The sequence below is a fragment of the Caballeronia sp. SL2Y3 genome (assembly GCF_022879575.1).
Lineage (GTDB): Bacteria > Pseudomonadota > Gammaproteobacteria > Burkholderiales > Burkholderiaceae > Caballeronia.
Genome location: NZ_CP084263.1, coordinates 67,299 through 93,961, shown reverse-complemented (window position 1 = coordinate 93,961; position 26,663 = coordinate 67,299). Strand labels below are relative to the sequence as shown.

Here is a 26,663-nt window from a genome sequence, read left to right as displayed (position 1 = left end):
GGAGTCCAATCATGAATCTCGCTGATGCCGTTCGCATTCGTCACACCGTCAAGGCCTTCGAGGCAGGCACGCCCGTACCGGCTGAGCAGATCGAAACTCTGCTCACCGTTCTGCATCAGTCGCCCTCGTCGGTGAATTCGCAGCCGTGGCATTTCGTCGTTGCCTCGACGCCCGAAGGCCGCGCCCGCATCGCTCAATCGACCACTGACGCCTACGCGTACAACGAGCCGAAAGTGCTCAACGCATCGCATGTCATCGCAATGTGCATGCGCGAGTCAATGGATGACCGCCATCTGCAAAACATTCTCGAGCGCGAGGCGGCGGACGGCCGTTTCAGGACACCGCAGATGCAGGCAGGTCAGGACAAAAGCCGCCGCTCGTACGTGGACATGCACAAGTACGAATTGCGCGACACGCCGCAGTGGATGGAAAAGCAGGTGTATCTCGCACTGGGTGGGCTGCTTCTCGGTGCCGCCATCCTCGGCGTCGATGCCACGCCGATGGAAGGCTTCGACAGCCGCGCGCTCGATGCAAGTCTGGGCTTGCGCGAAAAAGGGCTCACCAGCGTGGTCATTGTCGCGTTGGGGCATCGCAGTGGCGAAGACTTCAACGCCGATCTGCCCAAGTCGCGTTTGCCGCGCGAACAAGTCTTCACCTTCATCTGAACGGGAGAGCGATCATGACTGGCGCTGCCTCGGACCATCCCCGCATCACACTCGTCACTATCGATCTCTCGTTTCATCGCGCTGCATCCGGCGCGGTTCGGCGCCTGTTGCATGAGCATGGCGTTGCGGTCGATGAAGTATTCGCTCGGCACGAGCAGGCTTTCGAAATGCTGCGCGACGGTAAGGCCGATATGCTCGGCAGCGCCTGGCTGCCCAGCAGCCACGGTATCTATCTGGCGCCGTTCGAGCATGAGGTAGACAAGATCACCGTGCTTTATCGTCCGTATGCCTTGTGGGGCGTGCCTGACTATGTGCCGGAAAGCGCGGTGAAGAGCGTTGCGGACCTGAAGCGGCCGGACGTGGCCGCGAAAATGACGAAACTCATTCAGGGCATCAACCCCGGAGCCGGCATCAGTCGATTCTCCCGGGAAATGATCGTTCAGTACGGTTTGCAAGAGGCCGGCTATTACTTCGAGAACGGCACGCTCGACGATTGCGTGCGCGCTTTCGAAGCCGCCGTTAAGGAGCGGCGCTGGGTCGTCGTGCCACTGTGGAGCCCGCAGTACCTGCATGAGCAGTACAGCATTCGAGAATTGAAGGACCCGAAAGGTCTTCTCGGCGGCACCGACGATGCGACGCTGATCGTGCGCAAAGCGGCGCTCGCGAAGATCCCGCAAGCCGCGTTGAATGCATTGCGGCAGCTCACTCTGGGGAATCGTGAAACGAGCCGCCTCGACTTCGTTCTCTCTCGCGCCGGTTAGGCTCGACGCCAAGTGAAGCTCCAGTACTATCGCAACTCAGTCGCGAAAATATTACAGCGCAGCCGCAGCGAGCACTTGGTCGCGCAACGGAGGCCTCGGGCTTCCGGCCACATTCACTGGCGGCATGATCCTTGCGGCGCGTCGAGGCGCATGCGGGCGACCGTCTGGCGCCCGCCGTGGAGGAGATAATATGAAGATTCTCGTTTTCGACGACGACCGGGACTTCGCAGCGGGTCTTGCGGCGCTGATCGAGCAAATGGGTCACGAGGTGACGGTCGCGCACGAGTGCGAGTCGGCACGCCAGCTGGCGAGCGCACAGTTATTCGACGTGATCCTCGCCGACGTGGACCTGCCCGACGGCGATGGCCGGCACACGTGCGATAGTCTGAGGCAGGAAGGCGCCTCGCAGACCGCTTATATGGTGGCGATCACCGGCAGGCACGATCTGGGCGACAATGACTTTCCGTCGTTCGATGGCTATATGTGCAAGCCGGTCACCTACGATCTGCTGGAACGCGTGCTGGAAGAATGGCGTGTCACGGCCGGGCTGGACCGGCGAGCGCGCGCGGACGAGGCCCACGCCGCGAAAGCGCCATGAGCGCCATGAGCGCCATGAGCGCCATGAGCGCTATAAGCGCGTACCCTTGAACGGGCCATTACCTTCAATGGGAGGCCGCCGTGGCTGCTCGCTCGATTGCGTCCATGACTCTGAGTTTCGGACTCGTCTCCGTCCCGGTGAAAGTCTATGCGGCGACGGAAAGCAAGTCCGGGGTCGGCTTCAACCTGATGCACAAGGACTGCGGCACCCGGCTCAAGCAGCAGTACGTCTGCCCGCACGATGGCAAGGTCGTCGAGCGCGCCGATATGGTCAAGGGCTACGAGTTCGAGAAAGAGAAGTATGTGATCTTCGAGAAGTCCGAGCTCGATGCGCTCGAAGCGAGCGCCAGTCACACCATCGACATCGTCTCGTTCATGCCGACCGAGGCGATCGATCCCATCTACCTCGACAAACCCTACTACCTCGCACCCGACAAGCGCGGCGGCAAACCGTACCGCCTGCTGCAGAAGGCGATGAACGATAGCGGGACCTGCGCGCTCGCCCGTTGGACATGGAAGGGCAAGCAACACATGGTGCAGGTCCGCGCCAGTAACGACGGATTGATCCTTCAGACCCTGCTCTACGCCGACGAGGTGCGCTCGCAGGCCGACATCGGCATCGAAGAGACGGAGATCCAGCCGACCGAGCTACAGCTCGCCGAGCAGTTGATCGAGCAGTATCGCGTCGACAGCTACGACGCAGCCGCGTACAAGGACGAAGAGAAAGAGCGCATCCTCGCCGAGATCGACAAGAAGGTCGCGGGCAACAAGATCACCGCCGCGCCGGCCGTCGAGCAGCCGGGAGCACAACTCATCGACCTTGTCGAAGCGCTGCGGGCGAGCCTGAAGAAGAAGCCGTCTGCCGATCAGCCGACCGCTGCGCGAGCGGCGCGCAAGAGCGCGCGCACCGCCGCGCCGGCGGAAGAAGCGGCCGAAGCCACTCCGGCGCCCAAGCGCCGTGCCGTGCGCCGCGCGGCCAGCGACGACCAACCGGCGCCGGCCCGCAAAACGGGCACGAAGCGGTGACATGCAAGACGACGGCTACAGCCTTCGCGACGTGCAACGCATGCTCGGCGTATCGCGCAGCGTCGTCGAACGCATGATCGCGGCGGGTCTGGTGTCACCGGCGAGCGGTGAAAAACGCGAGCGGCGCTTCACCTTTCAGGACATCGTCATGCTCAGGACCGCGCATGCCCTGCGCGTGGCTGGCGTCTCGCCGATGAAGATCGTCCGCGCGCTCGACCACCTTCGCAAAAACTGGGGGCGTGAAGGATCGCTCACTGGCGTGCGCGTGGCTGCGGTCGGCGACCGGGTCGCGGTGCGGGACGAGGCAAGCCGCCAGTGGGATGCGGAGACCGGCCAGTTGCTGCTGGATTTCGAGCAGGCGAAGGCGCCGGGAAACGTCGCCTCCATGCAAGCGCCGCGCGAGCAGCGGGCGCGCGAAGAAGCCGTCGAATTGTTCCGGCGGGCACGTGCTCTTGAGGACGACGATCTCGATGCCGCCGAAGCGGCCTACCGGCAAGCGCTCGAACGCGCGCCCGACTATACCGATGCATCGCTGAACCTCGGCGGCATCCTCATGGACAGCGAGCGGTTCGACGAGGCGATAGCGGTGTACCAAGACGCGCTGGCATACCGGGCGAACGACCCGGTGCTGCTTTTCAACATTGGGGTGGCGCTCGAAGATTCGGGCCGCTTTCGCGAGGCACTGCAGTTCTACGAGCGTTGCATCGAACACGACCCCGAGTTTGCGGATGCCCACTACAACGCCGCGCGCATCCACGAAGAACTGGGCGAAGCGACCTTGGCGATTCGCCACTTCAATCAGTTTCGCAGACTGCAGAAGCTCTGACAGGAGACATCGATGACGATCGAAGCCGTTTGGTTCCTGATCGTCGGGGCATTGATGGTGCTGATGGCGCTGGGCCGCAAGATGGTCGAGCGGCTGCCGATGACCGGCGCAATGGTGTACCTCGTCGTCGGCTTCGTCCTCGGTCCGGCGTGCGCCGGGCTGCTCAACATCGACGTCGAGCGCGACGTGCGCCTGCTTCGCACGCTGACCGGAGCGGGGCTTATGGTCTCGCTGTTCGCCATCGGAATGTATCTGCGCGTCGAGCTTTCGAGGCCGCTCTGGCGACTGACCTTGCGCCTCGCCGGACCGGCGATGCTGATTACCATCGCGACCATGTTCGCCGCCGCGCGGTGGGGCCTCGGCCTCGCGGCAGGCCCTGCGTTGCTGCTGGCGTCTGCGCTCGCTCCGACCGATCCGGTGCTGGCCAACGAGTTGCGCGTCGAAGAAGCGGGCGACGATGAACCCCTGCGCTTCGCCCTGTCATCGGAAGGCGGACTCAACGACGGCGCGGCCTCCCCGATGGTCTTCATCGCGCTCGCGCTTTGCGGAATCGGCAGTCTCGGCAGCGGAGATCCGTGGACCTTCGCCCTTGCGATCGCGTGGGGACTGGCGAGCGCAGCGATATGCGGTTGGGCGTTGGGCACCGGTGTGGTCGTGCTCGTGACGAAGCTGCGCACGAAGTACGACCATGCGCTCGGGCTCGAAGGCTTTCTTGCGCTCGGACTCGTTGCGCTGGCCTACGGTGCGACCCTGATCGTCGATGGCTACGCGTTCATTGCGGTCTTCGCCGCCGGTGTCGCGCTGCGACGGCAGGAAATGAAGGCGACGGGCGACAAACCGCCGAGCGAGGTGTTGGAATCGGTCGAGCGCGGGCAGCGGGAGGAAGCGGCCAAAGATCCGGAAACGGCTCACGCGTATATCGCGGAGAACATGATGGGCTTCTCGGTCGAGATCGAACGCTTCGTCGAACTGGGGCTGATGGTCATTATCGGCAGCGTCGTGTCGGCGCACTGGCGCGAGCTGATCCAATGGCCGGTTATTTGGCCGGTCCTGTTTCTATTCCTTGTGGCCCGGCCGCTTGGCAGTACTCTGTCTCTCGTCGGCTCGTCGATGGACCGGCATCAGCGGCTTCTGTCCGGATGGCTGGGCCTGCGCGGCGTCGGCGCGTTCTACTATCTGCTGTTTTCGCTCGAGAAGGCCGGGCACGACCGCGTGGGGCCGCTCGTGCCGATCATTCTGGCGGCCATCGTACTTTCGGTCTTTCTGCATGGCGCGACAGCGACTACTCTCCTCGATCGCTATCTCAGCCGGAAGCAATCTGCCTGAACACGTTGCGTTGTTTGAGGCGTAGCAGTCCGGCGAACGCCGAGCGTCTCGCTCGCCGTCATCAGCGAGGCTTGATCTTGCCTTTCTTGAGCAGGTCGATTGTTTGCAGTATCCGGTCCCTGTGACCCTCCATGGCTTCTCGAGCTTCGCGCATCGCGGCGAGCAGGCTGACACCCTGTGACGTGTCGTGCCCGTCCCGCTCCATTTCCTTCAAGAGATCTATTTGAGCCTGTATGCGCTTGTCTGCTTCGCGCAGATCATCGTTGGCTTGGCAGAGGGCTCTCTCTTCGTCTTCGAGGTTCATGTCCACCTCTCCCACCGACCGATCCTCAGCAGCTATTCATAGCTATCTAGCTCGTTGATTCGACCGGATGCGCTGGCACGCCTGCATCGCCGTTGTCTGTCTGCGCCGGTGGCCAGATTTCTGTCCGCGCAGGCTCGGCTTGCGCTTCGCTGACCGGCCCGAGATCATCCCCGAACCAGGGCACTTGCAACTTCATCATTTCGACGTACGCGTCCCAGCCGGGCTGATCGCCTGCGAACAGGTCGTGCTGAACCGTGTGCGCAAGGAGCTTCCGGTTGAGCGTGGCTTCGAGCAACGCCTTGGTCCAGAGGAAGTACGCGGTCGCGGCGCGCGCAGCGAAGTCGTGCGGCGTCAACTCGGGCGCGACGAAGCGCAGTAGCGGCAAGTCCGCGAGCGAGTCCTCGCTAGCGGCAGCCTCACCGATGGTCTTATGGCGGCCGGAGAGTTTCAGCACGCAGCCGATCGCTTCGACCACATCGCCCAAATGCAGCAAGAGCGCGCGTCGCTCCATTGCGTCTTGCGGCTGCACGGACCGCGCTTCGTTGTTGTCTCGCTCGATGTCGCTCATCTCATCCCCTTTGCTCATTGAGAACGCGGCCGACGGCCACGGTTACACTGAATTAGCGCGACAGCTACGCAAGAGACGCGCCACCGGTTGGCGGCGGAGTACGACCGGTTGGCGGACGCAAGGAACTGGGCCTGTTCCTTGCAATAGGGTTTAGCCAAACAACTTGGAGGACACTAATGAAATCGCTGCGATGCCTCGTACTAGCCACCGCTATCGGCGCTGTGAGCCTTGGCGCTCACGCACAGGTCGCCGGGACACAGCCTCTGAGTGTGACTGTCCAGCAATCTCAGGCGTTGCTGCAGGGCTGGAGCACGAAGAAGAGCATTCTCGGCAAGGCCGTGTACAACAACGAGAACGCGAAGATCGGCTCCATCAAGGACTTGGTGATCTCGCCTGACGCGACCGTCTCAGCAGCAATCATCTCGACCGGTGGTTTCCTCGGCGTCGCGACGCATGACGTGGCGGTCCCGATTTCGTCGCTGGAATTGCGCGACGGCAATTTCTATCTGCCCGGCGCGACGAAGGACGCGCTAAAGAACACGCCTGAATTCGAGTACAACAAGGTGAAGGCGCCGGCCAAGCCTCGTAAGCTGAAAGAGACGCAGTAATCGCGTTCGTTGTCACGCAAGAAGCGCCGGTCAATATCAGTGACCGGCGCTTCTGTTGCAACTAGCTGAATCGGCCCGGCCGGTTGAACCGACCACGTTAAGCCGGCAGATCAGCCGGCGGCACCGGCAATTCATCCCCTTCGATGAAAGCGGTTGCGGATTGAATGGCGAAGTGCATCGCGCAGTCTTCGTCAGCGAAAAAACCCCACTTTCCGAGCGACGTCGAATTTCCGTCTTCTCCAAGAATCGACGCGGTGGCGACGAAGGAGTTGCCGTTACGCGTGACGTGCGGTTCGAACGCTGCCCTGCCGTGGTAGATGATCATCGTTTTCGTCTCTCAGGTTCTGAAAAGCGTCGGCATTCAACGATGCCTTTCATGTGCGTGGGGCGTTTCACCAGCCTGTCGTCGTATTCGATCTGCGCAATCGAAGGTGATATTACCGATGCCAATTTCGTCTATGCAGCACATTTAACGTTTCCTTACACTTCCACAGTGCGCTCTTACATGATTCTTTTCGTGAGGCCGTCGTCGAAGATATGCATTGCAGTCCGCCTCCGAGCGGGCTTTTTTTGGCCGTGTCCATAATGAATCGTCAGCGGTTCGAGTGACGTCGATCGACGATGCAGATGTCACCTACCGAGCCCGCGCAACACGCCCGCCAACCTTTGATTCACTGACTGAGGCGACCATGTCCGACGCCGTTTCAACCCCGCAGCACGAGTTCCTGAATGCGCTGCGAAAACAGCGAAAGCGCGTCTCCGTCTTCCTGGTCAGCGGCATAAAGCTGACAGGCGAGATTCAATCATTCGATACGTACATGGTCTACCTGAACGCCGCGACCGGCGCGCAGGCGATCTTCAAGCGAGCCATTTCGACGATCAGCGAGGATCAGGGTCGCCCTCAGCACTCCGAGCGCCATGAGCGCCCTGATCGCCCGGAGCGGCGCGCGCGCCCTGGGCGACGAGTGCCGTGAACATACCTGCAAGCCCCGACAACCCGGACATGGCTTATCAGTTCCGCGGCTGCCCGCCTGCCGACGGCTTCTTCGGCAACCTGACGGTGACGGTGGTCCCGGCCTCGCGAGAAGATGCCACCGTCACCGATCCGCCCGTCGACGGGCGCGGACGCGGGCCAGTGCGCGGCAGGCGCTTGAGCGGATCGAACATGTCGGAGAGGCTCTCGGCCGGTATCGGCTCGCCGAGATTGTGAACATCGAGCCTCATGTGCGCCTTCTGCGGCCGCTCAATTGCAGCTTCGTTTTCCGGCATAAGTAAGGCATTGCTACACACAGACAGCGTCGCACTGCAATGCGCGCGACGTTGATGTATCTCAAGGTCGTTGCACTCGGCGGTTGGCGGTCCGCGTATGCGGCTCTAGTCTAATCGTCATCGGCCGCTGCTACCTTCAGAATTCATGCCGCGACTTGGCGCAAAACGCAGGTCGCACACTGCTGTCCCCGCTCTTCGATCGAGAGGTCTACGTCATGGACGCAGCAAACCAATTGTCACGCAGTCGGGAGATCAACGCGAAGGTTGCGCGCATCCTGAAGGCACGCATCGAAAACGCGCAGAAGAACTTCATCGATCGGTTGCACGCCGCGCTCGGTGAAGGCGGCACGGCGCCCGGCATCAATGCGCGTGGTCCTACTCCCTGGGACACCTGGACCTACGGGCTCGACTTGATTCAGCGTTCCGTCATGTTCTGGGATACGCTGCGCGAGCGCGGCACCGCATTCTACGAACGAAGCCGGCAGGAGCCGAAACCGGTGCTTCACTTCGACTACGAGTTCGTCGTCGACGGCCGCCAGTTCGAGAGGCCCGTCAATTACGCGCTTCTCAAGATCACACCGCCCGAAGGCGTGACCGTGGACGCACGCAAGCGCCCGTACCTGATCATCGACCCGCGTGCGGGACATGGCCCGGGCATCGGCGGCTTCAAGGACGATTCGCAAGCCGGTGTCGCGCTGCGAGCGGGACATCCCGTGTATTTCGTCGTTTTCTTTCCCGACCCCGAACCGGGTCAGACACTGCTCGACGTCTGCGTGGCCGAGCAACAGTTCGTGAAGCGGGTGCGCGAGCTGCATCCGGACAGTGACAAGCCCGCGCTCATCGGCAACTGCCAGGGCGGCTGGGCCGCGATGATGCTCGCTGCTTCCGATCCCGGCGACACCGGTCCCATCGTGATCAACGGCGCGCCGATGTCTTACTGGAGCGGCGCGTGGAGCGAAGGCGAAGGCGACAACCCGATGCGCTATGCGGGCGGATTGCTCGGCGGCTCGTGGCTCGCGTCGTTCGCCGCGGACCTCGGGGCCGGCAAGTTCGACGGCGCGTATCTGGTGCAGAACTTCGAGAACCTCAATCCCGCCAACACGCTGTGGGACAAGTACTACCACCTGTATCACAACATTGATACGGAACCGCCGCGCTTTCTCGACTTCGAACGCTGGTGGGGCGACTACTATCTGATGAATAGCGAGGAGATCGAGTGGATCACGCGCAACCTCTTCGTCGGCAACAAGCTCTGGTCGGGCGATGTCAAAGGCGCAAGCGGCAAGGCATTCGATCTGCGCGAGATCCGCTCGCCGATCATTTTGTTCGCGTCGCTGGGCGATAACATCACGCCGCCGCAACAGGCCTTCAACTGGGTCGCGGACCTGTACGGCAGCACCGAGGAAATCAAGGCGCGCGGCCAGGTGATCGTCGGTCTGATGCATCAGCATATCGGCCATCTCGGCATCTTCGTGTCGGGCAAAGTGGCGAAGAAGGAACACACGCAGATCGTCTCCGTGCTCGAAGCCATCGAATCGTTTGCGCCGGGTCTGTACGGAATGTCGATAACCGAACGCGGAGGCACCGACGGCCAACCCGAATACGAGGTCGAGTTTCGCGAGTATCGGCTCGAAGAAGTGGCGGCTCGCTTCAACCGCTTCGAGCGCGAAGACGAGAAGCCCTTCGAGGCCGTGGCCCAGATCTCCGAATTCAACCAGCGTGCCTATGAACTCTTCGGGCGTCCGTTCGTGCAGTCGATGTCGAACGATACGACAGCCCGCATGCTGCGCGCCTTCCATCCGCTGCGCTTTCAGCGTTGGGGGTTTTCGGACCTGAATCCGTGGCTCGCGTGGCTGCCGTCGGCGGCCAGCGCCGTGAAAGCCAACCGCCAGCCCGCGAAGCCGGATAACCCGTGGTGCGCAGCGGAGACGACCGGCTCCGAGATGATCAGCGCATCGCTCGACTATTACCGGGCCATGCGCGACGCCGGCATGGAAGCGGCTTTCTTCACGATCTACGCGAACCTCTTCTCGTTGTATCTCGCCGATCACAAGGCTGCGGCCGAGACCCCGGCGAAGACCGGCGCGCCGCCGCGCGAGCTGCCCTTCGTGAAGGACGCGCTCGCGGCGATCAGCGAAGGCGGCTACACGGAAGCCATTGCGCGCGCAGCGGCGCTTCTTGCACGCAAGGGCGAACCCCTGCCGCTTTCGCGGCTCATCACGCGCAAGGAACTGGCGCAGGCGTATGCGGACTACCTTCCGGAAGTGCCGCCCGATCAATGGCGGCGCATTCGGGGCGAGCAGGAAATCATCGTCAGCTTCGAACCTGAACAGGCGCTCGCAACGTTGCCGACGCTCATCGCGGACAAGAACGATCGCGCGCGCTTCGTCACGCTGCTCGACGCGCTGATGACCGACGAACGGGTTCAAAGCACCAGCCCGACCGACGCGCAGCGGGCCATGCTCGACCGCATCTGCGAGATTCTCACGGCGAAGCCCGCGCGCGGCCGAACCTCCGCTGCACTCGCACGGCCGTAGCTCGCCTGCGGTATCGCATGCAGTCATCTTCTCGATGGAGGCACGATGGAAAACAACCATGCGAAGTATCAACGGCTGATCGAGTTCTGCAAGAGCCTGGCCCCGTTGCAGACGGCGGTCGTGCATCCGTGCGATCCCACTTCCATTCAGGGCGCGGTGGAAGCGGCGCGCATGGGGCTGATCGCGCCGATACTGGTCGGACCGAAAGAGCGCATCGAAGCAGCGGCCGCGCAAGCCGGCATCTCCATTGCCGAATACCCGCTCGTCGATGCCCCGCACAGTCATGCCGCGGCTTCGGCCGCCGTGCAACTCGTGCGCGAGGGCAAGGCCGAAGCGTTGATGAAAGGCAGCCTGCATACCGACGAGCTGATGAGTGCGGTCGTCAACCGCGAATCGGGATTGCGCACGGGGCGGCGCATCAGCCACTGCTTCGTCATGGATGTGCCGCAGACCGAGCATGCGCTGATCGTGACCGACGCTGCGATCAACATCGCGCCGTCGCTCGACGTGAAGATGGACATCCTGCAGAACGCTATCGACCTGGGCCACGCGCTGCATTTCGAGCAAGTGCGCGTCGCCATTCTCTCGGCGATGGAAACCGTGAATCCGAAGGTGCCGTCCACGATAGAGGCCGCCGCGCTGTGCAAGATGGTGGACAGACACCAGGTGACGGGCGCGTTGGTGGACGGTCCGCTCGCGCTCGACAACGCGATCAATCTCGAAGCCGCGCGGATCAAGCAGATCGATTCGCAGGTTGCCGGACGCGCCAACGTGCTGATGGTCCCCGATCTCGAAGCGGGCAACATGCTCGCCAAGAGCCTCTCGTTCCTGGCGGGCGCAGACGCGGCCGGCATCGTGCTCGGCGCGCGCGTGCCGATCATTCTGACGAGCCGCGCCGACGCCCTGCTGACGCGCCTCGCCTCGTGCGCGGTCGCCACGCTCGTGGCGCAGGCGAGGCGCGAGCCCAACAACGTGTTGAGGTAGCGTCATGGCCGACGTCATTCTGGTACTGAACGCAGGGTCGTCCAGCATCAAGTTCCGCGCTTTCGGCGTGGACGGCACGACGATGCATCTCGTGTTGCGTGGACAGGTCGACGGACTGGGCACAGCGCCGCGTTTCAGCGCGACCGACCACGCCGGTCACACGACGACGCAGGACATGGGCGCGCACGCGGGCATCGATCACGAGGGCGCGATCGAGCATATCGGCGCGTTCTTGCGCAGCCACGGCGAAGGGCATCGTCTTATCGCCGTCGGTCATCGCGTGGTGCATGGCGGCCAGAAGTATGCGGGGCCCGTGCGAGTGACGCCAGCGGTGCTGGACGAACTCGACAAACTGGTGCCGCTCGCACCGTTGCACCAGCCGCATAACCTGAACCCGATCCGCATCATCGCGCGCACTCGCCCGGAGTTGCCGCAAGTCGCCTGCTTCGATACGGCGTTTCACCGCTCGGCGTCCGAAGTCGCGCAGGCTTACGCGCTGCCCGCCTCGATCACCGAAAAGGGCGTGCGCCGTTACGGCTTCCACGGCCTTTCGTACGAGTACATTGCGAGCGTGCTGCCGCGCCTGGCGCCGGCCGCCGCGAGCGGCCGCACGGTCGTCGCGCATCTCGGCAACGGCGCGAGCATGTGCGCGATGGCAGGCGGCAAGAGCGTCGCGAGCACGATGGGTTTCACCGCGGTCGACGGCCTGCTGATGGGCACGCGCTGCGGCAACCTGGACCCTGGCGTGATCCTTTACCTGATGTCCGAGCTGAAGATGGACACGCGGCAGATTGAAGATCTGATCTACCGGCAGTCGGGCCTGCTCGGCGTGTCGGGCATGTCGAGCGACATGCGCGCGCTGCTTGCGAGCGACGCGCCGCGCGCGCGCTTTGCCATCGACATGTACACGTACCGGATCGCCCGTGAACTGGGTTCGCTCGTAGCCGCGATGCAGGGCATCGACGCGCTCGTTTTCACGGCCGGCGTGGGCGAGAACGCCAGCATCATTCGCGAGCGCGTGGTGCGCGACACCGCGTGGCTCGGGATCGAACTGGACCATGCCGCGAACGCTTCGGGCGGCCCTTGCATCAGCGCGGCGTCGAGCAAGGCGACCGTCTGGGTCATACCGACCAATGAAGAACTCATGATCGGCCAGCATACGCTCGCGGCGATCAACGCAACGGCGTCATCCGGCGACACCATGCCTTTGCCTGCCTGAAGGATGCTCTCATGACACCGACCTCGCCGCAGCCCATTCTCCGCGACGCAAAGGCCCTCATCACCGGCATCGCGAATGAACATTCGATTGCATACGGATGCGCGAAAGCGTTTCGCGAACTCGGCGCGACGCTTGCGATCACCTATGCCAACGACAAGGCAAGACCCTATGTCGAGCCGCTTGCGAAAGACCTCGACGCCTCGCTCTTCATGCCGCTCGATGCATCGCGGCAGACCGAACTCGAAGACGTGTTCGAACGGATCGACAAGGAATGGGGCGGACTCGATATCCTCGTCCATTCCATTGCATGGGCGCCCAAGGAGGACTTACAGGGCCAGTTGCTCGACAGTTCCAGCGAAGGCTTCGCCCGTGCGATGGACATTTCCTGCCACTCGTTCGTACGGATGGCGCGACTGGCCGCACCCCTGATGAAAAACGGCGGCACCATGCTCACCATGAGCTATCACGGCGCGAACAAGGTGGTGCCCACCTACAACGTCATGGGGCCGGTCAAGGCGGCGCTGGAAGCCTGCGCCCGTTATCTCGCCTATGAACGGGGGCCGAAGGGCATACGGGTGCACGCCATCTCGCCGGGTCCGCTCAAGACGAGGGCCGCCTCCGGTCTGAAGGACTTCGACGTGCTGCTGACCGAGGCGGCCCAGCGCGCGCCGCTCGGCGAACTCGTCGACATCATGGATGTGGGCTTCACCTGCGCGTTCCTCGCGACGCCTTATGCGCGCCGTCTGTCGGGCGAGACCTTGTATATCGATGGCGGCGTGAACATCATGGCGTGACGAACTTCCAGCCGTCCTTGCGAACCGCGCTGACGCGGTCGAACTAACGTTCGCGAGCATCGTCGAATATGTCCAGGTGCTGAAGCAGTGCATGGACGAAACGACATGGCGCGACAAAATGGAAATTCGACCGAAAGAACGTATCTTTCGCCAGATACCGCGGAGCGTCTGGGTGCTCGGATGCGTCAGCCTGCTCATGGACGTGTCGTCGGAGATCATTCATAGCCTGCTTCCGATGTTCCTGCTCGTCGGACTCGGCGCTAGTGCCACGACGATTGGCCTGATCGAAGGCCTCGCGGAAGCCACCGCGCCCATCGTCAAGGTGTTCTCCGGCGCCCTGAGCGATTACCTTCGGAACCGCAAGTGGCTCGCCGTCGCCGGCTACGCCCTCGGGGCATTGAGCAAGCCGCTGTTCGCCATCGCGCCGACGATCGGCGTCGTCCTCGGCGCCCGTGTCATCGATCGTGTCGGGAAAGGCATCCGGGGCGCGCCGCGCGATGCGCTCGTTGCAGACGTCACGCCGCCGCATCTGCGCGGCGCCGCCTACGGATTGCGTCAGTCTCTCGACACCGTCGGAGCATTCCTCGGCCCGCTGCTCGCGGTCGGCATCATGCTCGTCTCGTCCGACGACTATCGCCTTGCATTCTGGATCGCGGTCATACCGGGATTGCTCGCCGTTGCGCTGCTCGTAACGGGCATCAAGGAACCCGCGCACGCGCAATATGCGCAGGACGCGAAAGGCGCGAATCCGATCCGCTGGCGCAACCTCGTCGAAATGGGCAGTGGCTACTGGTGGGTCGTCGCCGTGGGCGCGGTATTCTCGCTGGCGCGCTTCAGCGAAGCGTTTCTCGTTCTCCGCGCGATGCAAAGCGGCGTGCCCACGGCGCTCGTTCCTCTCGTCATGGTCGTCATGAATGCGGTCTACGCTCTCTGTGCCTACCCATTCGGCAAGCTCGCGGACAGAGTCAGTCATACCCGGTTGTTGATCGGCGGCCTCGGCGTTCTCATCGCCGCCGACATCGTGCTCGCGCAGGGGACGCACTGGGGCGTGGTCGTCGCGGGTGTCGCGCTTTGGGGCATGCATATGGGCATCACGCAGGGCTTGCTCTCGGCCATGGTCGCGCACGCTGCGCCGGCTCACTCGCGCGGAACGGCGTTCGGCTTCTTCAACTTGTTCAGCGGGAGCGTCACGTTGCTATCCAGCACCGTTGCCGGCGCGATATGGGATCGAGTCAGTCCCGCAGCGACGTTCTACGTCGGTGCCGGGTTTTGCGTCGCCACGATATTGCTGCTTTGCTTGGGCCGCCAACGTCGGCTTCGGTGACGACCGCTGAACGCGGTGGTCCGTTGACATGCGGGGATCGACGCTTCGACCGCTCGCCCGGGCACGACCATGACCGCGAGGCAAGCGCATGCTTGCAACTGTTCGTCGTTCCGGGCGCTGGAAGCACCAGCGAGCGTCATATGCGCATGCTGTTCACCTCGATACCTTCGACCGAGTCGGCCCTTGCGGATATGCCGTCATCGTGATCGACAAGACCGCGACCCGCTGGGTCTGCTGTAGTCAGTGCGGCCTTCACGCGCGCATTCCTGCGATCGCTGCGCGACGTCGCGGCTCAGGCGGGCTATTTCCAGCAGGTCTATTGTGCAATTGACTCCGGCCGTGCCGACTCGTGGTACTAACATGGCCGACGCGGCATCGCCCGCGCGATCAATTACTGAATTGGTGTCACCAGCACGCGAGGCAACTGCCTGTGACCAGCGCCAGCGGAATGCCGCTAATATAGGCGCCCGTACCGGCTCGGAGAGCAACTCTATGACCAAGCCGATCTCGAGCGCGCCGATAACCATGCACACCCCTTTCGAGACGATCGCCATGATGTTCGTGACGGCGACTGATGCCGCGCACTGCCTCCCGTCGCGCTTGTCGCACTCGATGATTGGAAGCCCTAGATGCAAGCAAACACTTTGATATCCAGCCGGCGTTGGCCAGGCTCTGCGCTCGAGGTGCTGCTGGTCTTCCTGAAGCTGGGGCTGACGTCGTTCGGCGGACCGGTCGCGCACATCGGCTATTTCCGCCGCGAGTTTGTCGAGCGCCGCCGCTGGCTCAGCGACGAAACCTTCACCGATCTCGTCGGTCTCTGCCAATTCCTGCCCGGACCGGCCAGCAGCCAGGCGGGCTTCTCCATCGGCTTGCTGCGCGCGGGCTGGCTCGGCGGGATCGCCGCGTGGTGTGGATTCACGCTGCCGTCTGTCGCACTGTTGATCGGCTTCGCGATCCTCGCGCCGTCTCTTGGCGGCCCGGTGGGCAGCGGCCTGATTCATGGGCTCAAACTCGTTGCCGTTGCCGTCGTTGCGCAAGCCGTATGGGACATGGCGCGGCGCTTGTGTCCCGATCATCGCCGGGCGGGCATCGCGCTCGCTAGCATCGCGATCCTCGCAGCGCTGACGACCGTCTACGCGCAGCTCATCGTCATCGTGACGGGCGCGCTGCTCGGCATTGCGCTGTGCCGCGAAGCCACGGCGGGAAGCCGCGCTGTGACGCATGAACGCGCTGAGGCGTTTCATGTGCCGCGCGCGGCCGGCGCGATCGCGCTGATCGTGTTTTGCGTTCTCCTTTTCGGACTTCCGGTCTTGATCGCGACCGATCCCACGCACGCAATCCGCCTGTTCGATGCGTTCTACCGTTCGGGCGCACTCGTGTTCGGCGGCGGTCACGTCGTGCTTCCGCTTCTTCAGCAGGAAACCGTGGCGACGGGCTGGGTATCGTCGAACGACTTTCTCGCGGGATACGGCGCTGCACAGGCTATTCCGGGCCCGCTATTCGCATTTGCTGCCTTTCTCGGCTGGACGATGGGCGGGACAAGCGGTCACGCGTGGGGAGCGATGCTCGCGACCGCCGGCATCTTCCTCCCCGGTCTCTTGCTCGTGCTGGCGGCCTTGCCGTTCTGGCAAGCGCTGCGAGCCCGGCCGTCGATGGCTGCCATGTTGTCCGGCGTCAATGCGGCCGTTGTCGGGTTACTGGCGACAGCACTCTACTCGCCGGTCTGGACCAGCGCCGTGCATACCGCGTCCGACTTCGCGATCGCTGTCATCGGCTTTTTCCTGTTGGTGCGCTGGAAGATTCCGCCGCTTGTCGTGGTAATCGGTTGCGCGCTGGCGGGAATCGCGCAAGGCGTTTTGCATTGACATCAGAGGCTAGTTTGCGGGAACGCCGACAAGGGCGTCCGTAGACCGCTCGCCGTGCATTCTTGCAGATGACTCCGCGCATTCATTGCGATGACCGCGTTCGCCTGGACGTTCCATGAAGAGCTTTCAGGCATACGGAACCCACGCTGCGCATCACTCTGCTTGCTCGAACGTCGGCCCGCGTCGCAAGCGGATAGGCCCGTGACTGATCGCGTCCGGGTGCACCGTTGCGCTTCCTTGCGTGACGATGATGCGCCCTTCGATCGCCAGTGCCGAGGCGACCTGCCTGACCACAGGCATCAGCGCGCGCCACGCGGCTTCATCGTCAGCCAGGGCGCGCGCGACGTCTGACGGACAGATAGAGGAAGTCGCGGCGCGCTCCCGAAGCAGGCGCAGCACGCAGTCTTCGATGTCGGATCTCGATACGCTCATCTCTGTCACGGAATATTCGAGAGCAGGCAGGACCGCAACGATTCGGTTCGACACATCGCAACGATCGAGCCCGTATCTCATCAAAAAGCCCAAGACAATCCGTAATTAGGCTGCTTGCCGCCGAAATACTCTCGGTCGACACTGATCCCGAATCCAAACAGTCAGATGCCCGTCCGATATATCGGACACCACCCACAGACTCCGGTGCCTTTCGGATGCAGTTCTGGAACCGGTCCCTCGTCCACCCTGGAATCAGGACCTGCATATGAAATTCGTTGCTCTACGCGGCAAAGCGGCCGCTCTCCTCGTCATCGGCGCGATTGCCTTGTCGGCATGCACAAAGGTCTCCACCCCAGCCGAAAGCCCTGCGGCAACGACTTCCTCGACGCTGCAAGCGGTCCTGCAACGCGGGACCTTGCGCGTCGGCGACTGTCTGACCTTCGCGCCGTTCGGCTTCTACGACAAGGACGGCCAGCCGGACGGCTATGACGTCGATCTCGCGAAAGAGCTGGCTAAGCAGATGGGCGTCAAGCTCGAAGTCGTGAACACGACCAGCGCCAACCGCATTCCGAATCTGCAGACGAGCAAGGTGGATGTCGTCTTCTGCAACTTCACCCGCAACCTCGAACGCGCGAAGGTCATCGAATTCACGTCGCCGTACGTCGTCGCGAGCGAAGCGCTGCTGGTCAAGAAGAGCAGCGGCATTCAGTCGGTAAAGGACATGACTAACCGCACAATCGCGACCGTGAAAGGTTCGACCAACGGCGATGAAGTCCGCTCGCTGAACATGCAGGTCAAGATTCAGGAATACGACAGTTCGCAGGCCGCTATTCTCGCAGTCAAGCAAGGGCAAGCCGACGCGATGATCGAGGACAACAACTTCCTCGCCTATCAGGCCAAGCTGGACCCCGAACTGACCGTGACCAACGAAGCGCTGGTGCCGCTGGAGTACAACGCGTTCGGCGTGAAAGCCGGCGATCAGGCGTGGCTTAACTACCTTAACCTGTTCCTCTTCAACATCAATGCGTCGAAGGTGAACGCGCAGCTTTACAAGAAGTGGTTCGGCGTCGATCCGCGCTTTCCGCTCAATCCGCAATTCTGAGCGCCGCATGACGGGATCGCCGGCCGAGGACGGACCGATAGGACCGATAGATCCGATAGGGAGAAGGACATGAGCTATGAGTGGTTGACCCTGTGGGGCTATGTTCCAGAGTTCCTGAAAGCCGGCTGGCTGACTCTGCAGGTCACGCTTCTCGCGTTCGTGCTCGCGATCTTTCTGGGCCTCGTGGCCGCGCTGGCGAGCATGTCACCGCTCGGCGTGGTTCGTTTTCTCGCGCGGGCGTACGTCGAAGTTATCCGCAACACGCCGGTGCTTCTCCAGATCTTCATCGTGTTCTTCGGCTTGCCGTCGGCGGGCATCGCGCTCGATGCCTACTGGGCAGGCGTCATCGCGCTCGGACTGAATGTCGGCGCCTACCTGTCGGAAGTGTTTCGCGCAGGCATTCAGTCGGTGCCGCGCGGGCAACTGGAAGCTGCGGCAATCCTCGGTCTGGAGCGCGCACAGATCATGTCCGAGATCGTCTTGCCCCAGGCCGCCCGCGCCGTCTATCCGGCGATCGTCAACTACCTGATCCAGTTGCTGCTCGGCACGTCGCTCTTGTCCGCTATCGCGCTGCCTGAGCTGACCGGAACCGCGACGGTCATCAACTCGCGCACGCTGCTCTACGTTCAGACATTCGCGGTCGTGCTCGTTGCCTATCTGGTGCTGAGCAACGTGCTGTCGTGGCTCGCGAGCCGCATCGGCGCGAAGCTGTTTCATCCACCGCTCGTCGTGCCGCCGCGCGCGCGGTTCGGCGCTTTCACGTTGCGCCGCGCCAATCGCGCCTGAGCCGCGAACCGGAGCCGGATCATGTCACTCGAATTGTTGCGAACCAGTCTGTCGATCCTGTTGCAGGGTCTCGTGACGACACTGCTGCTGTCGGTCGCGGCCATCGTCGGCAGCACGCTGATCGGACTTCTCGCCGCCGTGCTGCGAACGTTCGGGCCGTGGGGCACGGACCGTATCGCCAGGCTCTACGTCGAACTCTTTCGCGGCACGCCGGTTCTCATCACGCTGATGTTCATCTACTTCGGCGTCTCTTACTTCGGCTATGCCATCGACGTGTTCGCTGCCGGCGTCGTCGGTCTGAGCGTTTATCAGGGCGCCTATATCGCCGAAGTGTTCCGCTCGGGAATCGAGGCGGTGCCGAAAGGCCAGTGGGAAGTCTCGCAGATCCTCGGACTGTCGCGCATGCAGACCTTCAGCGCCGTCGTGCTGCCGCAGACCGGAAGGATCGTGCTGCCGCCGCTCGTCGGACAGTATCTGTCGCTCATCAAGGACACGTCCATCGTCAGCATGATCGGCATGTCGGAACTGATGCACGGCGGACAAGCCATTGTCGACCGGATCGGCAAGCCCGTCGAAATCTACGGGCTCGTCGCACTCATTTACTTCGTCGTGTGCTTCCCGCTTTCGCAGTGGGTGCGCCACCATGACCGCAGGAGACTCTCGTGAGCGAGCAAAGCCAGAACAAGCCCGTCATTGCGCTCACGCGCGTCAGCAAGGCATTCGGCGCAACGCGCGTGCTCGACGAAATCAATATCGACGTGCGTGCGGGCGAAGTGCTCGTACTCATCGGCGCATCGGGATCGGGCAAGAGCACGGTGCTGCGCATCATGGCGGGCCTCGAAACGGCGGATTCCGGCGAAGTCTGGGTCAACGACGTACCGCTGCACGACCCGAAACGCGCGCGCGACATTCGTGGTCACGTCGGCATGGTGTTCCAGCAGTTCAATCTGTTTCCACACAAGACCGCGCTAGGCAACGTCACGCTCGCGTTGATCAAGGCGCGCAAGATGAGTCCTGCCGATGCACGGAAGCGCGCGATGGACGTGCTCGATCGCGTGGGGCTCGCCGAGCGCGCGGATCATTATCCGAGCCAGTTGTCCGGCGGACAGCAGCAGCGCGTCGCCATTGCCCGGGCGCTTGCCGTCGAGCCCGGCATCATGTTCTTCGATGAAGCGACCTCTGCGCTCGATCCCGAACTCGTCGGCGAAGTCACCGACGTGATGCGCGGTCTCGCGCGCGATGGCATGACGATGGTGGTCGTCACGCACGAGATGGGATTCGCGCGCAAAACGGCCGATCGCGTGGTGTTCATGGACAAGGGCGTCATCGCGGAGCAAGGCGATCCCGAGCAGATGTTCGTCAATCCGTCGAACGAGCGCACCCGGCAGTTTCTGCATCGGGTGCTCGATCATTGACGCACGATGGAGCGGATGAATGGCTGTGATGGAATCGTCGCGCGCCCGGGGCGTGGATCGCGTGATTGCGATGTTCAGGCAACTGCATATTGCGCAGCGTCCCATGTCGATTCGCGAGCTGATCGAAGCGACCGGTGCTCCGCGATCGAGCATCTATGAACTCGTCGCTATCCTCGCCGAAGTCGGCTGGCTGGAAAGCACCGCCGACGGCAGCGTCTTCTTCGGACGGGAGATGCATTACTACGGGTCCGACTACGCAACGCACAACGACCTGATCAGCCGCGCGCATCAATCGATTCTCGCGCTGGTGCGCAAGCACGAGGAAACCGCGCAGTTGTGCATGCTGGAGGGTAACAAGTACACCGTCGTTCTATCGGAGAACAGCGCGCGCCCTTTCAACATCAGTTCCGACATCGGCGTGAGAGTGCCGATTCCGTGGACCGCGACCGGACGCCTCTTGCTCGGCCACATGAACGCCGACGAGATCCGCGCGTTGATTCCGCAGGAAGACTTCGTTCTCGACAACGGCGTTCGTATCGACTTCCACGCATTCATGCGCGATGTAGAGCTCGCGCGCGACCTCGGCTACTGCTGCACCGAGGGACTCTCGAACGCGTTTCGCCTATGCATGGCCGCGCCCGTTCGCGACCGGGCCGGCACGCCGGTCGCGGCGCTCTGCTTCATGACAGGCCGCGACACCACTCCGGACCGCCGGCAGGCCATGCTCGACGACCTCCTGCAATCGGCGCGCGCGCTCTCGCACCGATAGCCTTCACGGGCGCGCGCCGCATGCCCGCGCATTCACGCCGACGCGCCCTGATCGACCGCCCTGCGCAACGCTTCCAGAAAACGCACATAGGCCGTCGCGCCGGGGTCCGGATGGCCGATGCTCCGCTCCTGCACCCACGCCGCGCGGCCCTTCTGCGACTGCATCTTCGCGGTTTCCACGACGCGTTCGCTCGCCGTGGCGATCATCGCGTCGAGCGTCTCGGCCGCGCTTCCCTGCGATGCCTCCAGCACGTCCAGGCTCGGCGTCAGCGCATCAAGCACGGTCTTATCGCCGATCTTGCTCTTGCCGCGCTCGGTAATGCGTGACGCCACCGCCCGCCCGATGGCGAGCGCCTCGTCGCGTCCCAACGCATCCTTGCCCTGCACCGTCTTCGCGGCGGCAAGCAGGCCGCCGCCCACCAATGCCGCGAATGTCGACGGATTGGCCGTCGAAAAAGCCTTCCCTGCGGCGAGCAGCACGTCGCCGAGCGTCGCCTCGTCCGGCAGCGCGCCGATTGCCTTGACGACCGCTTCCGATCCCGCGCGCACGGTGATGCCGAGATCGCCGTCGCCGAGTGCGGCATCGAGATCGCGCAGCTCGTCGGCATGAGACGGAAGCTCACTCAATGCGTGGGATAGCAGATCCCGCATTTGTCTCGTCGTAATCATTTAGGTTTCCTGATCAGGCACGCGTGCCTTCGCGAAAGAAGGGAGAATGCGCTGGAGCTGCGAGCAGCGCTTCGAGTTCATCGTCGAGCAGCATGACGGTGATGGATGCCCCCGCCATTTCCAGACTCGTCACGTATTCGCCGACATACGACCACGCGATCGACAGGCCATCACCCTCGGCGATCTTCGCCGCGCGCCGATACAGCAGATACAGTTCTTCGAGCGGCGTCGCGCCCAAGCCGTTGACGAGCAGCGCAAGCCGCGAGCCCTTGGGTGCCGCGAGATCGTCGAGAATCTGGCGCATCAGATTCTCGGCGATGGCATCGGCCGATTGCAGCGCGCCGCGATGCGTTCCCGGTTCACCGTGAATGCCGATGCCAATCTCCATCTCGCCATCCGGCAGCGTGAAGGTGGGCTTGCCGGCCGCGGGCAGAATGGTCGGCGAAAGGCCGACGCCCATGGTGCGGCAGTTCGCATTGGCCTTCGCGCAGATGCGGGCCACTTCGTCCAGCGAGTCGCCGCGTTCGGCCGCCGCGCCCGCGCACTTGAACGCGAACACCATGCCCGCGACGCCGCGCCGGTCGGACGCGCGCTCCTTCGGCGCCGATGCGACGTCATCGGTCAGCACGACGGTCTTCACTTCGATCCCTTCCGCATCCGCGAGGTCCGACGCGAGATCGAAGTTGAGCACGTCGCCGCCATAATTGCCGTACACGTAGAGCACGCCCGCGCCGCCATTCACGCCTTTGGTGGCCTCCAGAATCTGTTCCGACGATGGCGACGAGAACACGTTGCCCACCGCCACGCCGCCGCACAAGCCTTCGCCCACGTAGCCTAAGAATCCCGGCATATGGCCCGATCCGCCGCCCGTCACGATGCCTACGCGGCCTTCGCGGGGCGCATCGGCGCGAACGAGCGCGCGCTTGTCCGCGTTCGCCGCCTTGATCCATTTCGGATGCGCGAGCAAGAGCGCGTCGATGATCTCATCGACGAAGGTTTCCGGGTTGTTGATGATCTTCTTCATCTTCGCGTGTCTCCTTGGTTTGTCTCTCGATGTCCTGCGTTATGTGTTGACGTCGCGTGTTTCACAGCTTGCGTCGCTGGCTCAGTGCATCCAGCAGGACCGCGGCGAAGATCACTCCACCCTGAATGAATTGCGTCCAGAACGGATTCACGCCCAGCAGCGACAGACCGACGTTGATCACGCCGATCAGCACGACGCCGATAAACGTGCCGACGATCGAGCCGCGCCCTCCCGCGAGCGACGTGCCGCCGATCACGATGGCGGCGATGACCTGAAGCTCGAGACCGTTCGCAGCCGACGGCAGCGCCGAATTCAACCGTCCCGCGAGCACGATGCCCGCGATCGCCGCCGTGACGCCGGCGAGCATGTAGGTGAGAAACACGACGCGCCGCACCGGAATGCCCGCGAGGCGCGCGGCCTCCTGATTGCCGCCGACCGCGAACACCTGATGCCCGAACGTGGTCTTGCGCAGCAATACGTGGCCGATGACGAACACGACGAGCATCACGATCATCGGCATCGGCAGGCCCGCGATGGCCTTCGCGCCGAACACGGTGAACGCGTTCGGGAAGTCGAACTTCGTGCGGCCGTCCGAGATGGCAAGCGTGAGGCCGCGTGCCATTGCCATCGCGGCGAGCGTCACGATGAACGGTACGAGTCGCAGCCATGAGATGGCGAAGCCGTTGATCGCCCCGACCGCCGCGCCCGTCGCCAGCGCAATGAAGAGGCCGCCCATGCCGAGACCGACCGCATCCGGGCTCGATCCCGCCATGAAGGTCGCGGCGACCATGCCGCTCAGCGCGACGAGCGATCCCACCGAAAGATCGATGCCCGACGTGATGATGACGAAGGTGCCGCCGACCGCCGCGATGCCCACGACGGACACTTGCACCATGATGTTGGTGAGCGTGCTCGTCGTGAGGAATTCCGGCGATGCAATCGACAACGCGACGCAGATGATGACGAGCGCCGCGAACAATGGCCCGATGCCGCTTCTCAGTTGACGGATCACGCGGCGCGACAGCGCTTCGGTGTCCGCCCGGTTGGCTGCCGTGGATGTCATGCCCCTGCTCCTGTCGTTGCCCATTGAATCACCGTTTCGGAGTCCGCCTTGTCGCGCGGTATTTCAGTCACGATGCTGCCGCGATACATCACCAGCACGCGATCCGACATGCCGAGCAGTTCCGGCAGTTCCGAGCTGACCATGACGACCGCCGCGCCCGCGCGGGCCATCGCCACCATATGCGCGTAGATCTCGGTCTTCGCGCCCACGTCGATGCCGCGCGTCGGTTCATCGAGCATGATGACGGCGGGATTCGTCGCGGTGGCGCGTCCGAGAATGACCTTCTGCTGGTTGCCGCCCGAGAGCGTCCCCGTGATTTGCAGCACGGACGAAGCGCGCACGCCGAAGCGCGTGCTCGCGTCCTGCGCGAGCTTGCGCTTTCTCGCGCCGCGCACGAAGCCGCCGCTCGCGAGCGCTCTGAGACTCGACAGCGCAATGTTCTCTTCGATGCTGGCATCGAGCACGAGCCCTTCGAGCTTGCGATCCTCCGACGTATAGACGAGCCCGTGACGAACGCCTTCGGTCGGCGAATGATTCGAGACCTTCCTGCCTTTCACGAAGATCTCGCCATGCGTGGCGGGCAGCGCGCCGAAGATGGTCTTCAGCAATTCCGTGCGGCCCGCGCCCGCAATGCCCGCAATGCCGACGATCTCGCCCGCGCGCACCGTGAAGCTCGCGTTGCGCAGCAGAGGCGCGCTCGCGAGCTTGCGCACTTCGAGCACGACCTCGCCGTAGTCGCGCGGCTCCCACGGATAGAACGATTCGAGATTGCGCGCGACCATCGCCTGCACGAGTTCGGCTTCGGTCCATTGCGACATGGGACGCGCGCCCACGGTCGCGCCATCGCGCATCACGACTGCCGAATCCGCCAGCTCGAACACTTCTTCCAGATGGTGCGAGATGAAGATGATGCCGAGTCCTTCTTCGCGCAGGCGCCGCACGACCGCATACAGGTTCTCGATGTCGTGGCTTTGCAGCGCGGCGGTCGGCTCGTCCATCACGAGAATGCGCGCGTCGCGTGCGATGGCCTTGGCGACTTCCACGAGTTGCCGCTTGTTGAGCGGCAGATCGCCGAGGCGCATCCACGGCGCTACGTCGTCGAGCCCCACGCGCGAGAGCGCCTCGCGCGCCATCGCATGCGCCTCGCGTTGCCTCACGAAGCCGTTGCTCGCGGGCATGCGGCCGAGAAACAGGTTCTCCGCGACCGTCATGTCGTTGATGAGCGAAAGCTCCTGATAGATGACCGCAACGCCGGCGTCGATGGCGGCGTTCGTGCCGCGCGCAAGTGGCTCGCCGTCGATTTCGATGTCGCCTTCGTCCGGCTCGTAAGCGCCCGAAAGCGTCTTCACGAGCGACGACTTGCCCGCGCCGTTCTCGCCGACGATCGCCATCACATGTCCGGCCTGCAATTCAAGACTCACGCCGCGCAGCGCCTTCACGCCGGGAAAGCTCTTGACGATGCCCTGCATGCGCAGAAGCGGCGCCTTCGTGCTCGAAGGCGCGCGCGTGCGCGGTTCGGTTTCGACTGTCATGTTCGCATTCCGCTCGCGGCCGCGCGCCTCGAAACGCGCGGCCGCCGGTTGACCTTACTGCTTCACCTCTTCGGACCAGAGGCCGTACTGCTTGACCGCGTCCGAGTCGATGTTCGACTTGTCGATGAGCATGGTCGGCCACGCATAATTCGCGGGGACGTCCTTCTTCGCGTTGAAGTCCGCGATGAACTGCAACGACTTTGCCGCCATCTTGATGGGGTTCTGCGAGATGGTCGCGTCCTGCTTGCCCGCGCGAATCGCGGAGAGGGCCTGTGCGGTTCCGTCCGCGCCGATCACCATGATGTGCGCCTTGTCGTCGAGCGGCTTGTAGCGCCCCGCGTTGTCGATGGCTTTCTCCGCGCCCACGGTATTGTCGTCGTTGGCGCCGAATACCGCGTCGATCTGCGGATACTTCTGCAGGATGTTGGTCATCGCGTTGAGCGACTTCTCCTGGTCGAATGCGCCCTCCTGGCGAGCCACGACCTTGATGTCCGGATACTTCGCGATCTCGTCGCTGAAGCCCTTCTCGCGATCGGTCGCCGCCGTGGTGCCGACGAGACCGATCAGGTCGACGACGTTGCCCTTCTCCGAGCCGTATCGCTTCTTGAGCTGCTCCGCGATCCACTTCGCCGCCGTCTGGCCGAGCGCGACGTTGTCCGACGCGACGAAGGACGTCACCTTGCCGCCATCCGATCCGCGATCGAGCGTGAAGACGGGAATGTTCATCTGGTTCGCTTTCTCGACGGCCGGGATGATCGCCTTCGAATCGATCGGATTGAGCACGAGCGCCGTCACGCCCTGACTCAGCAGATTGAGCGCATCGTTCACTTGCTGCTGCGCATCGCCGTTCGCGTTGGTCTGCACGAGGTCGAAGTTCTGATCCTTCGCGCCGCGCTCGACGCCGGCCTTCAGGCCCACGAAGAACGCGTTGTTCAACGTCGCGATCGAGAAGCCGATCTTCGGCTTCGCGCCGCTCGCGGCGGCCGCCGCTGGTGCGCTTGCCGGTGCGCTTGCCGGCCCGCTTGCCGGCGCGCTCGCGCTTTCGCTGGCGCTCTTCGCGGAACCGCTGCCCGACGATGTGTTTTCGCTCTTGTTGCATCCCGCGAGCGCGGCGGCGCAAAGCAGCAGCGCCCCGGTGGATTTGCCGAACGTTCCCCAACTATCGAATCGTGCAGAACTCCAGGCCATCACTGTCTCCT

The 26,663-nt window shown here is 63.4% G+C and carries 29 protein-coding genes; 19 read left to right on the top strand and 10 right to left on the bottom strand.

Translation table 11 applies throughout. The features are described from left to right. Positions 1-11 precede the first annotated feature (11 nt). The 6 genes from nfsB (at position 12) to LDZ26_RS22750 (ending at position 5,201) form a co-directional block, all read left to right on the top strand. Positions 12-665 carry an oxygen-insensitive NAD(P)H nitroreductase gene (nfsB, locus tag LDZ26_RS22775; protein ID WP_244851569.1) on the top strand — a complete coding sequence of 218 codons (654 nt, stop codon included), beginning with the start codon at positions 12-14 and terminating at the stop codon, positions 663-665. A gap of 14 nt (positions 666-679) precedes the next feature. Continuing rightward, complete coding sequence (locus tag LDZ26_RS22770) at positions 680-1,426, top strand: glycine betaine ABC transporter substrate-binding protein (protein ID WP_244851568.1); 747 nt, start codon at positions 680-682, stop codon at positions 1,424-1,426. 190 nt (positions 1,427-1,616) lie between these two features. After that, a complete protein-coding gene (locus LDZ26_RS22765; RefSeq protein WP_244851567.1) occupies positions 1,617-2,024 on the top strand; it encodes a response regulator in 408 nt (135 codons plus the stop codon). A gap of 80 nt (positions 2,025-2,104) precedes the next feature. After that, on the top strand, positions 2,105-3,049 hold the full coding sequence (locus LDZ26_RS22760) for a Ku protein (RefSeq protein ID WP_244851566.1): 945 nt from the start codon (positions 2,105-2,107) through the stop codon (positions 3,047-3,049). A 1-nt stretch (position 3,050) separates the two neighbouring features. Beyond that, complete coding sequence (locus tag LDZ26_RS22755) at positions 3,051-3,875, top strand: tetratricopeptide repeat protein (RefSeq protein ID WP_244851565.1); 825 nt, start codon at positions 3,051-3,053, stop codon at positions 3,873-3,875. Positions 3,876-3,887: 12 nt separating this feature from the next. Beyond that, positions 3,888-5,201 carry a sodium:proton antiporter gene (locus LDZ26_RS22750; RefSeq protein ID WP_244851564.1) on the top strand — a complete coding sequence of 438 codons (1,314 nt, stop codon included), beginning with the start codon at positions 3,888-3,890 and terminating at the stop codon, positions 5,199-5,201. A 61-nt stretch (positions 5,202-5,262) separates the two neighbouring features. Here the strand turns inward: LDZ26_RS22750 and LDZ26_RS22745 are convergent, their stop codons facing one another. Next, a complete protein-coding gene (locus tag LDZ26_RS22745) occupies positions 5,263-5,505 on the bottom strand; it encodes a hypothetical protein (protein WP_244851563.1) in 243 nt (80 codons plus the stop codon). A 46-nt stretch (positions 5,506-5,551) separates the two neighbouring features. Beyond that, positions 5,552-6,091: a hypothetical protein gene (locus tag LDZ26_RS22740; RefSeq protein ID WP_244851562.1), complete on the bottom strand. Its 540-nt coding sequence runs from the start codon at positions 6,089-6,091 to the stop codon at positions 5,552-5,554. A 158-nt stretch (positions 6,092-6,249) separates the two neighbouring features. Here LDZ26_RS22740 and LDZ26_RS22735 point away from each other — a divergent pair, with 158 nt between their 5' ends. Then, on the top strand, positions 6,250-6,681 hold the full coding sequence (locus tag LDZ26_RS22735) for a PRC-barrel domain-containing protein (RefSeq protein WP_244851561.1): 432 nt from the start codon (positions 6,250-6,252) through the stop codon (positions 6,679-6,681). Positions 6,682-6,778: 97 nt separating this feature from the next. Here LDZ26_RS22735 and LDZ26_RS22730 read toward each other — a convergent pair whose 3' ends face one another. Then, positions 6,779-7,006: a hypothetical protein gene (locus tag LDZ26_RS22730; RefSeq protein WP_244851560.1), complete on the bottom strand. Its 228-nt coding sequence runs from the start codon at positions 7,004-7,006 to the stop codon at positions 6,779-6,781. A gap of 364 nt (positions 7,007-7,370) precedes the next feature. On the opposite strand from LDZ26_RS22730, the gene hfq reads away from it, so the two are divergent. Next, positions 7,371-7,655: an RNA chaperone Hfq gene (gene hfq, locus LDZ26_RS22725; protein WP_244851559.1), complete on the top strand. Its 285-nt coding sequence runs from the start codon at positions 7,371-7,373 to the stop codon at positions 7,653-7,655. Positions 7,656-7,692: 37 nt separating this feature from the next. Here the strand turns inward: hfq and LDZ26_RS22720 are convergent, their stop codons facing one another. Then, a complete protein-coding gene (locus LDZ26_RS22720; protein ID WP_244851558.1) occupies positions 7,693-7,905 on the bottom strand; it encodes an ATP-binding protein in 213 nt (70 codons plus the stop codon). Positions 7,906-8,165: 260 nt separating this feature from the next. Between LDZ26_RS22720 and LDZ26_RS22715 the strand changes: the two genes are divergently transcribed. The 6 genes from LDZ26_RS22715 (at position 8,166) to chrA (ending at position 16,673) form a co-directional block, all read left to right on the top strand. Then, the gene (locus tag LDZ26_RS22715) at positions 8,166-10,487 is read left to right on the top strand and encodes a DUF3141 domain-containing protein (RefSeq protein ID WP_244851557.1); all 2,322 of its coding nucleotides are present in this window, start codon (positions 8,166-8,168) and stop codon (positions 10,485-10,487) included. Between the two features lie 45 nt (positions 10,488-10,532). Then, positions 10,533-11,471 carry a phosphate acetyltransferase gene (locus LDZ26_RS22710; protein WP_244851556.1) on the top strand — a complete coding sequence of 313 codons (939 nt, stop codon included), beginning with the start codon at positions 10,533-10,535 and terminating at the stop codon, positions 11,469-11,471. A gap of 4 nt (positions 11,472-11,475) precedes the next feature. Continuing rightward, the gene (locus tag LDZ26_RS22705) at positions 11,476-12,690 is read left to right on the top strand and encodes an acetate/propionate family kinase (RefSeq protein WP_244851555.1); all 1,215 of its coding nucleotides are present in this window, start codon (positions 11,476-11,478) and stop codon (positions 12,688-12,690) included. Between the two features lie 11 nt (positions 12,691-12,701). Continuing rightward, positions 12,702-13,484 (top strand): enoyl-ACP reductase FabI, encoded by a 783-nt coding sequence (gene fabI / locus LDZ26_RS22700; RefSeq protein ID WP_244851554.1) that lies wholly within the window; start codon positions 12,702-12,704, stop codon positions 13,482-13,484. A gap of 118 nt (positions 13,485-13,602) precedes the next feature. Next, entirely contained in the window at positions 13,603-14,808 is a 1,206-nt protein-coding gene (locus tag LDZ26_RS22695; RefSeq protein WP_244851553.1) for an MFS transporter, read from the top strand. 629 nt (positions 14,809-15,437) lie between these two features. Continuing rightward, positions 15,438-16,673 carry a chromate efflux transporter gene (gene chrA, locus LDZ26_RS22690; RefSeq protein WP_244851552.1) on the top strand — a complete coding sequence of 412 codons (1,236 nt, stop codon included), beginning with the start codon at positions 15,438-15,440 and terminating at the stop codon, positions 16,671-16,673. Positions 16,674-16,826: 153 nt separating this feature from the next. Here chrA and LDZ26_RS22685 read toward each other — a convergent pair whose 3' ends face one another. Beyond that, positions 16,827-17,198: a DUF3253 domain-containing protein gene (locus tag LDZ26_RS22685; RefSeq protein ID WP_244851551.1), complete on the bottom strand. Its 372-nt coding sequence runs from the start codon at positions 17,196-17,198 to the stop codon at positions 16,827-16,829. A gap of 172 nt (positions 17,199-17,370) precedes the next feature. Here LDZ26_RS22685 and LDZ26_RS22680 point away from each other — a divergent pair, with 172 nt between their 5' ends. From LDZ26_RS22680 to LDZ26_RS22660, 5 genes are all read left to right on the top strand, one after another. Then, complete coding sequence (locus LDZ26_RS22680) at positions 17,371-18,207, top strand: transporter substrate-binding domain-containing protein (protein ID WP_244851550.1); 837 nt, start codon at positions 17,371-17,373, stop codon at positions 18,205-18,207. 69 nt (positions 18,208-18,276) lie between these two features. Next, on the top strand, positions 18,277-18,993 hold the full coding sequence (locus LDZ26_RS22675; RefSeq protein WP_244851549.1) for an amino acid ABC transporter permease: 717 nt from the start codon (positions 18,277-18,279) through the stop codon (positions 18,991-18,993). 21 nt (positions 18,994-19,014) lie between these two features. After that, a complete protein-coding gene (locus LDZ26_RS22670) occupies positions 19,015-19,659 on the top strand; it encodes an amino acid ABC transporter permease (RefSeq protein ID WP_244851548.1) in 645 nt (214 codons plus the stop codon). Beyond that, entirely contained in the window at positions 19,656-20,408 is a 753-nt protein-coding gene (locus LDZ26_RS22665) for an amino acid ABC transporter ATP-binding protein (RefSeq protein WP_244851547.1), read from the top strand. Before LDZ26_RS22670 ends, LDZ26_RS22665 begins: the two co-directional genes overlap by 4 nt. 19 nt (positions 20,409-20,427) lie before the next feature. Further along, the gene (locus LDZ26_RS22660) at positions 20,428-21,177 is read left to right on the top strand and encodes an IclR family transcriptional regulator (RefSeq protein ID WP_244851546.1); all 750 of its coding nucleotides are present in this window, start codon (positions 20,428-20,430) and stop codon (positions 21,175-21,177) included. Positions 21,178-21,209: 32 nt separating this feature from the next. On the opposite strand, the gene LDZ26_RS22655 is transcribed toward LDZ26_RS22660, so the two are convergent. The 5 genes from LDZ26_RS22655 to LDZ26_RS22635 form a co-directional block, all read right to left on the bottom strand. Then, entirely contained in the window at positions 21,210-21,845 is a 636-nt protein-coding gene (locus LDZ26_RS22655) for a DAK2 domain-containing protein (RefSeq protein ID WP_244851545.1), read from the bottom strand. A 13-nt stretch (positions 21,846-21,858) separates the two neighbouring features. Continuing rightward, positions 21,859-22,869, bottom strand: coding sequence for a dihydroxyacetone kinase subunit DhaK (locus LDZ26_RS22650; protein ID WP_244851544.1), 1,011 nt, complete (start codon positions 22,867-22,869; stop codon positions 21,859-21,861). Positions 22,870-22,930: 61 nt separating this feature from the next. Next, positions 22,931-23,932, bottom strand: coding sequence for an ABC transporter permease (locus tag LDZ26_RS22645; protein ID WP_244851543.1), 1,002 nt, complete (start codon positions 23,930-23,932; stop codon positions 22,931-22,933). Continuing rightward, the gene (locus tag LDZ26_RS22640) at positions 23,929-25,464 is read right to left on the bottom strand and encodes a sugar ABC transporter ATP-binding protein (RefSeq protein WP_244851542.1); all 1,536 of its coding nucleotides are present in this window, start codon (positions 25,462-25,464) and stop codon (positions 23,929-23,931) included. Before LDZ26_RS22640 ends, LDZ26_RS22645 begins: the two co-directional genes overlap by 4 nt. Positions 25,465-25,518: 54 nt before the next feature. Continuing rightward, positions 25,519-26,652: a sugar ABC transporter substrate-binding protein gene (locus tag LDZ26_RS22635; protein ID WP_244851541.1), complete on the bottom strand. Its 1,134-nt coding sequence runs from the start codon at positions 26,650-26,652 to the stop codon at positions 25,519-25,521. Positions 26,653-26,663: the final 11 nt, after the last annotated feature.

Bases quoted from the DNA above. Each gene is read 5' to 3' on its own strand.
- nfsB (WP_244851569.1), top strand. From the start codon at position 12: ATGAATCTCGCTGATGCCGTTCGCATTCGTCACACCGTCAAGGCCTTC.
- LDZ26_RS22770 (WP_244851568.1), top strand. From the start codon at position 680: ATGACTGGCGCTGCCTCGGACCATCCCCGCATCACACTCGTCACTATC.
- LDZ26_RS22765 (WP_244851567.1), top strand. From the start codon at position 1,617: ATGAAGATTCTCGTTTTCGACGACGACCGGGACTTCGCAGCGGGTCTT.
- LDZ26_RS22755 (WP_244851565.1), top strand. From the start codon at position 3,051: ATGCAAGACGACGGCTACAGCCTTCGCGACGTGCAACGCATGCTCGGC.
- LDZ26_RS22750 (WP_244851564.1), top strand. From the start codon at position 3,888: ATGACGATCGAAGCCGTTTGGTTCCTGATCGTCGGGGCATTGATGGTG.
- LDZ26_RS22745 (WP_244851563.1), bottom strand. From the start codon at position 5,505: ATGAACCTCGAAGACGAAGAGAGAGCCCTCTGCCAAGCCAACGATGAT.
- LDZ26_RS22740 (WP_244851562.1), bottom strand. From the start codon at position 6,091: ATGAGCAAAGGGGATGAGATGAGCGACATCGAGCGAGACAACAACGAA.
- LDZ26_RS22735 (WP_244851561.1), top strand. From the start codon at position 6,250: ATGAAATCGCTGCGATGCCTCGTACTAGCCACCGCTATCGGCGCTGTG.
- LDZ26_RS22730 (WP_244851560.1), bottom strand. From the start codon at position 7,006: ATGATCATCTACCACGGCAGGGCAGCGTTCGAACCGCACGTCACGCGT.
- hfq (WP_244851559.1), top strand. From the start codon at position 7,371: ATGTCCGACGCCGTTTCAACCCCGCAGCACGAGTTCCTGAATGCGCTG.
- LDZ26_RS22720 (WP_244851558.1), bottom strand. From the start codon at position 7,905: ATGAGGCTCGATGTTCACAATCTCGGCGAGCCGATACCGGCCGAGAGC.
- LDZ26_RS22715 (WP_244851557.1), top strand. From the start codon at position 8,166: ATGGACGCAGCAAACCAATTGTCACGCAGTCGGGAGATCAACGCGAAG.
- LDZ26_RS22710 (WP_244851556.1), top strand. From the start codon at position 10,533: ATGGAAAACAACCATGCGAAGTATCAACGGCTGATCGAGTTCTGCAAG.
- LDZ26_RS22705 (WP_244851555.1), top strand. From the start codon at position 11,476: ATGGCCGACGTCATTCTGGTACTGAACGCAGGGTCGTCCAGCATCAAG.
- fabI (WP_244851554.1), top strand. From the start codon at position 12,702: ATGACACCGACCTCGCCGCAGCCCATTCTCCGCGACGCAAAGGCCCTC.
- LDZ26_RS22695 (WP_244851553.1), top strand. From the start codon at position 13,603: ATGGAAATTCGACCGAAAGAACGTATCTTTCGCCAGATACCGCGGAGC.
- chrA (WP_244851552.1), top strand. From the start codon at position 15,438: ATGCAAGCAAACACTTTGATATCCAGCCGGCGTTGGCCAGGCTCTGCG.
- LDZ26_RS22680 (WP_244851550.1), top strand. From the start codon at position 17,371: ATGAAATTCGTTGCTCTACGCGGCAAAGCGGCCGCTCTCCTCGTCATC.
- LDZ26_RS22675 (WP_244851549.1), top strand. From the start codon at position 18,277: ATGAGCTATGAGTGGTTGACCCTGTGGGGCTATGTTCCAGAGTTCCTG.
- LDZ26_RS22670 (WP_244851548.1), top strand. From the start codon at position 19,015: ATGTCACTCGAATTGTTGCGAACCAGTCTGTCGATCCTGTTGCAGGGT.
- LDZ26_RS22660 (WP_244851546.1), top strand. From the start codon at position 20,428: ATGGCTGTGATGGAATCGTCGCGCGCCCGGGGCGTGGATCGCGTGATT.
- LDZ26_RS22655 (WP_244851545.1), bottom strand. From the start codon at position 21,845: ATGATTACGACGAGACAAATGCGGGATCTGCTATCCCACGCATTGAGT.
- LDZ26_RS22650 (WP_244851544.1), bottom strand. From the start codon at position 22,869: ATGAAGAAGATCATCAACAACCCGGAAACCTTCGTCGATGAGATCATC.
- LDZ26_RS22645 (WP_244851543.1), bottom strand. From the start codon at position 23,932: ATGACATCCACGGCAGCCAACCGGGCGGACACCGAAGCGCTGTCGCGC.
- LDZ26_RS22640 (WP_244851542.1), bottom strand. From the start codon at position 25,464: ATGACAGTCGAAACCGAACCGCGCACGCGCGCGCCTTCGAGCACGAAG.
- LDZ26_RS22635 (WP_244851541.1), bottom strand. From the start codon at position 26,652: ATGGCCTGGAGTTCTGCACGATTCGATAGTTGGGGAACGTTCGGCAAA.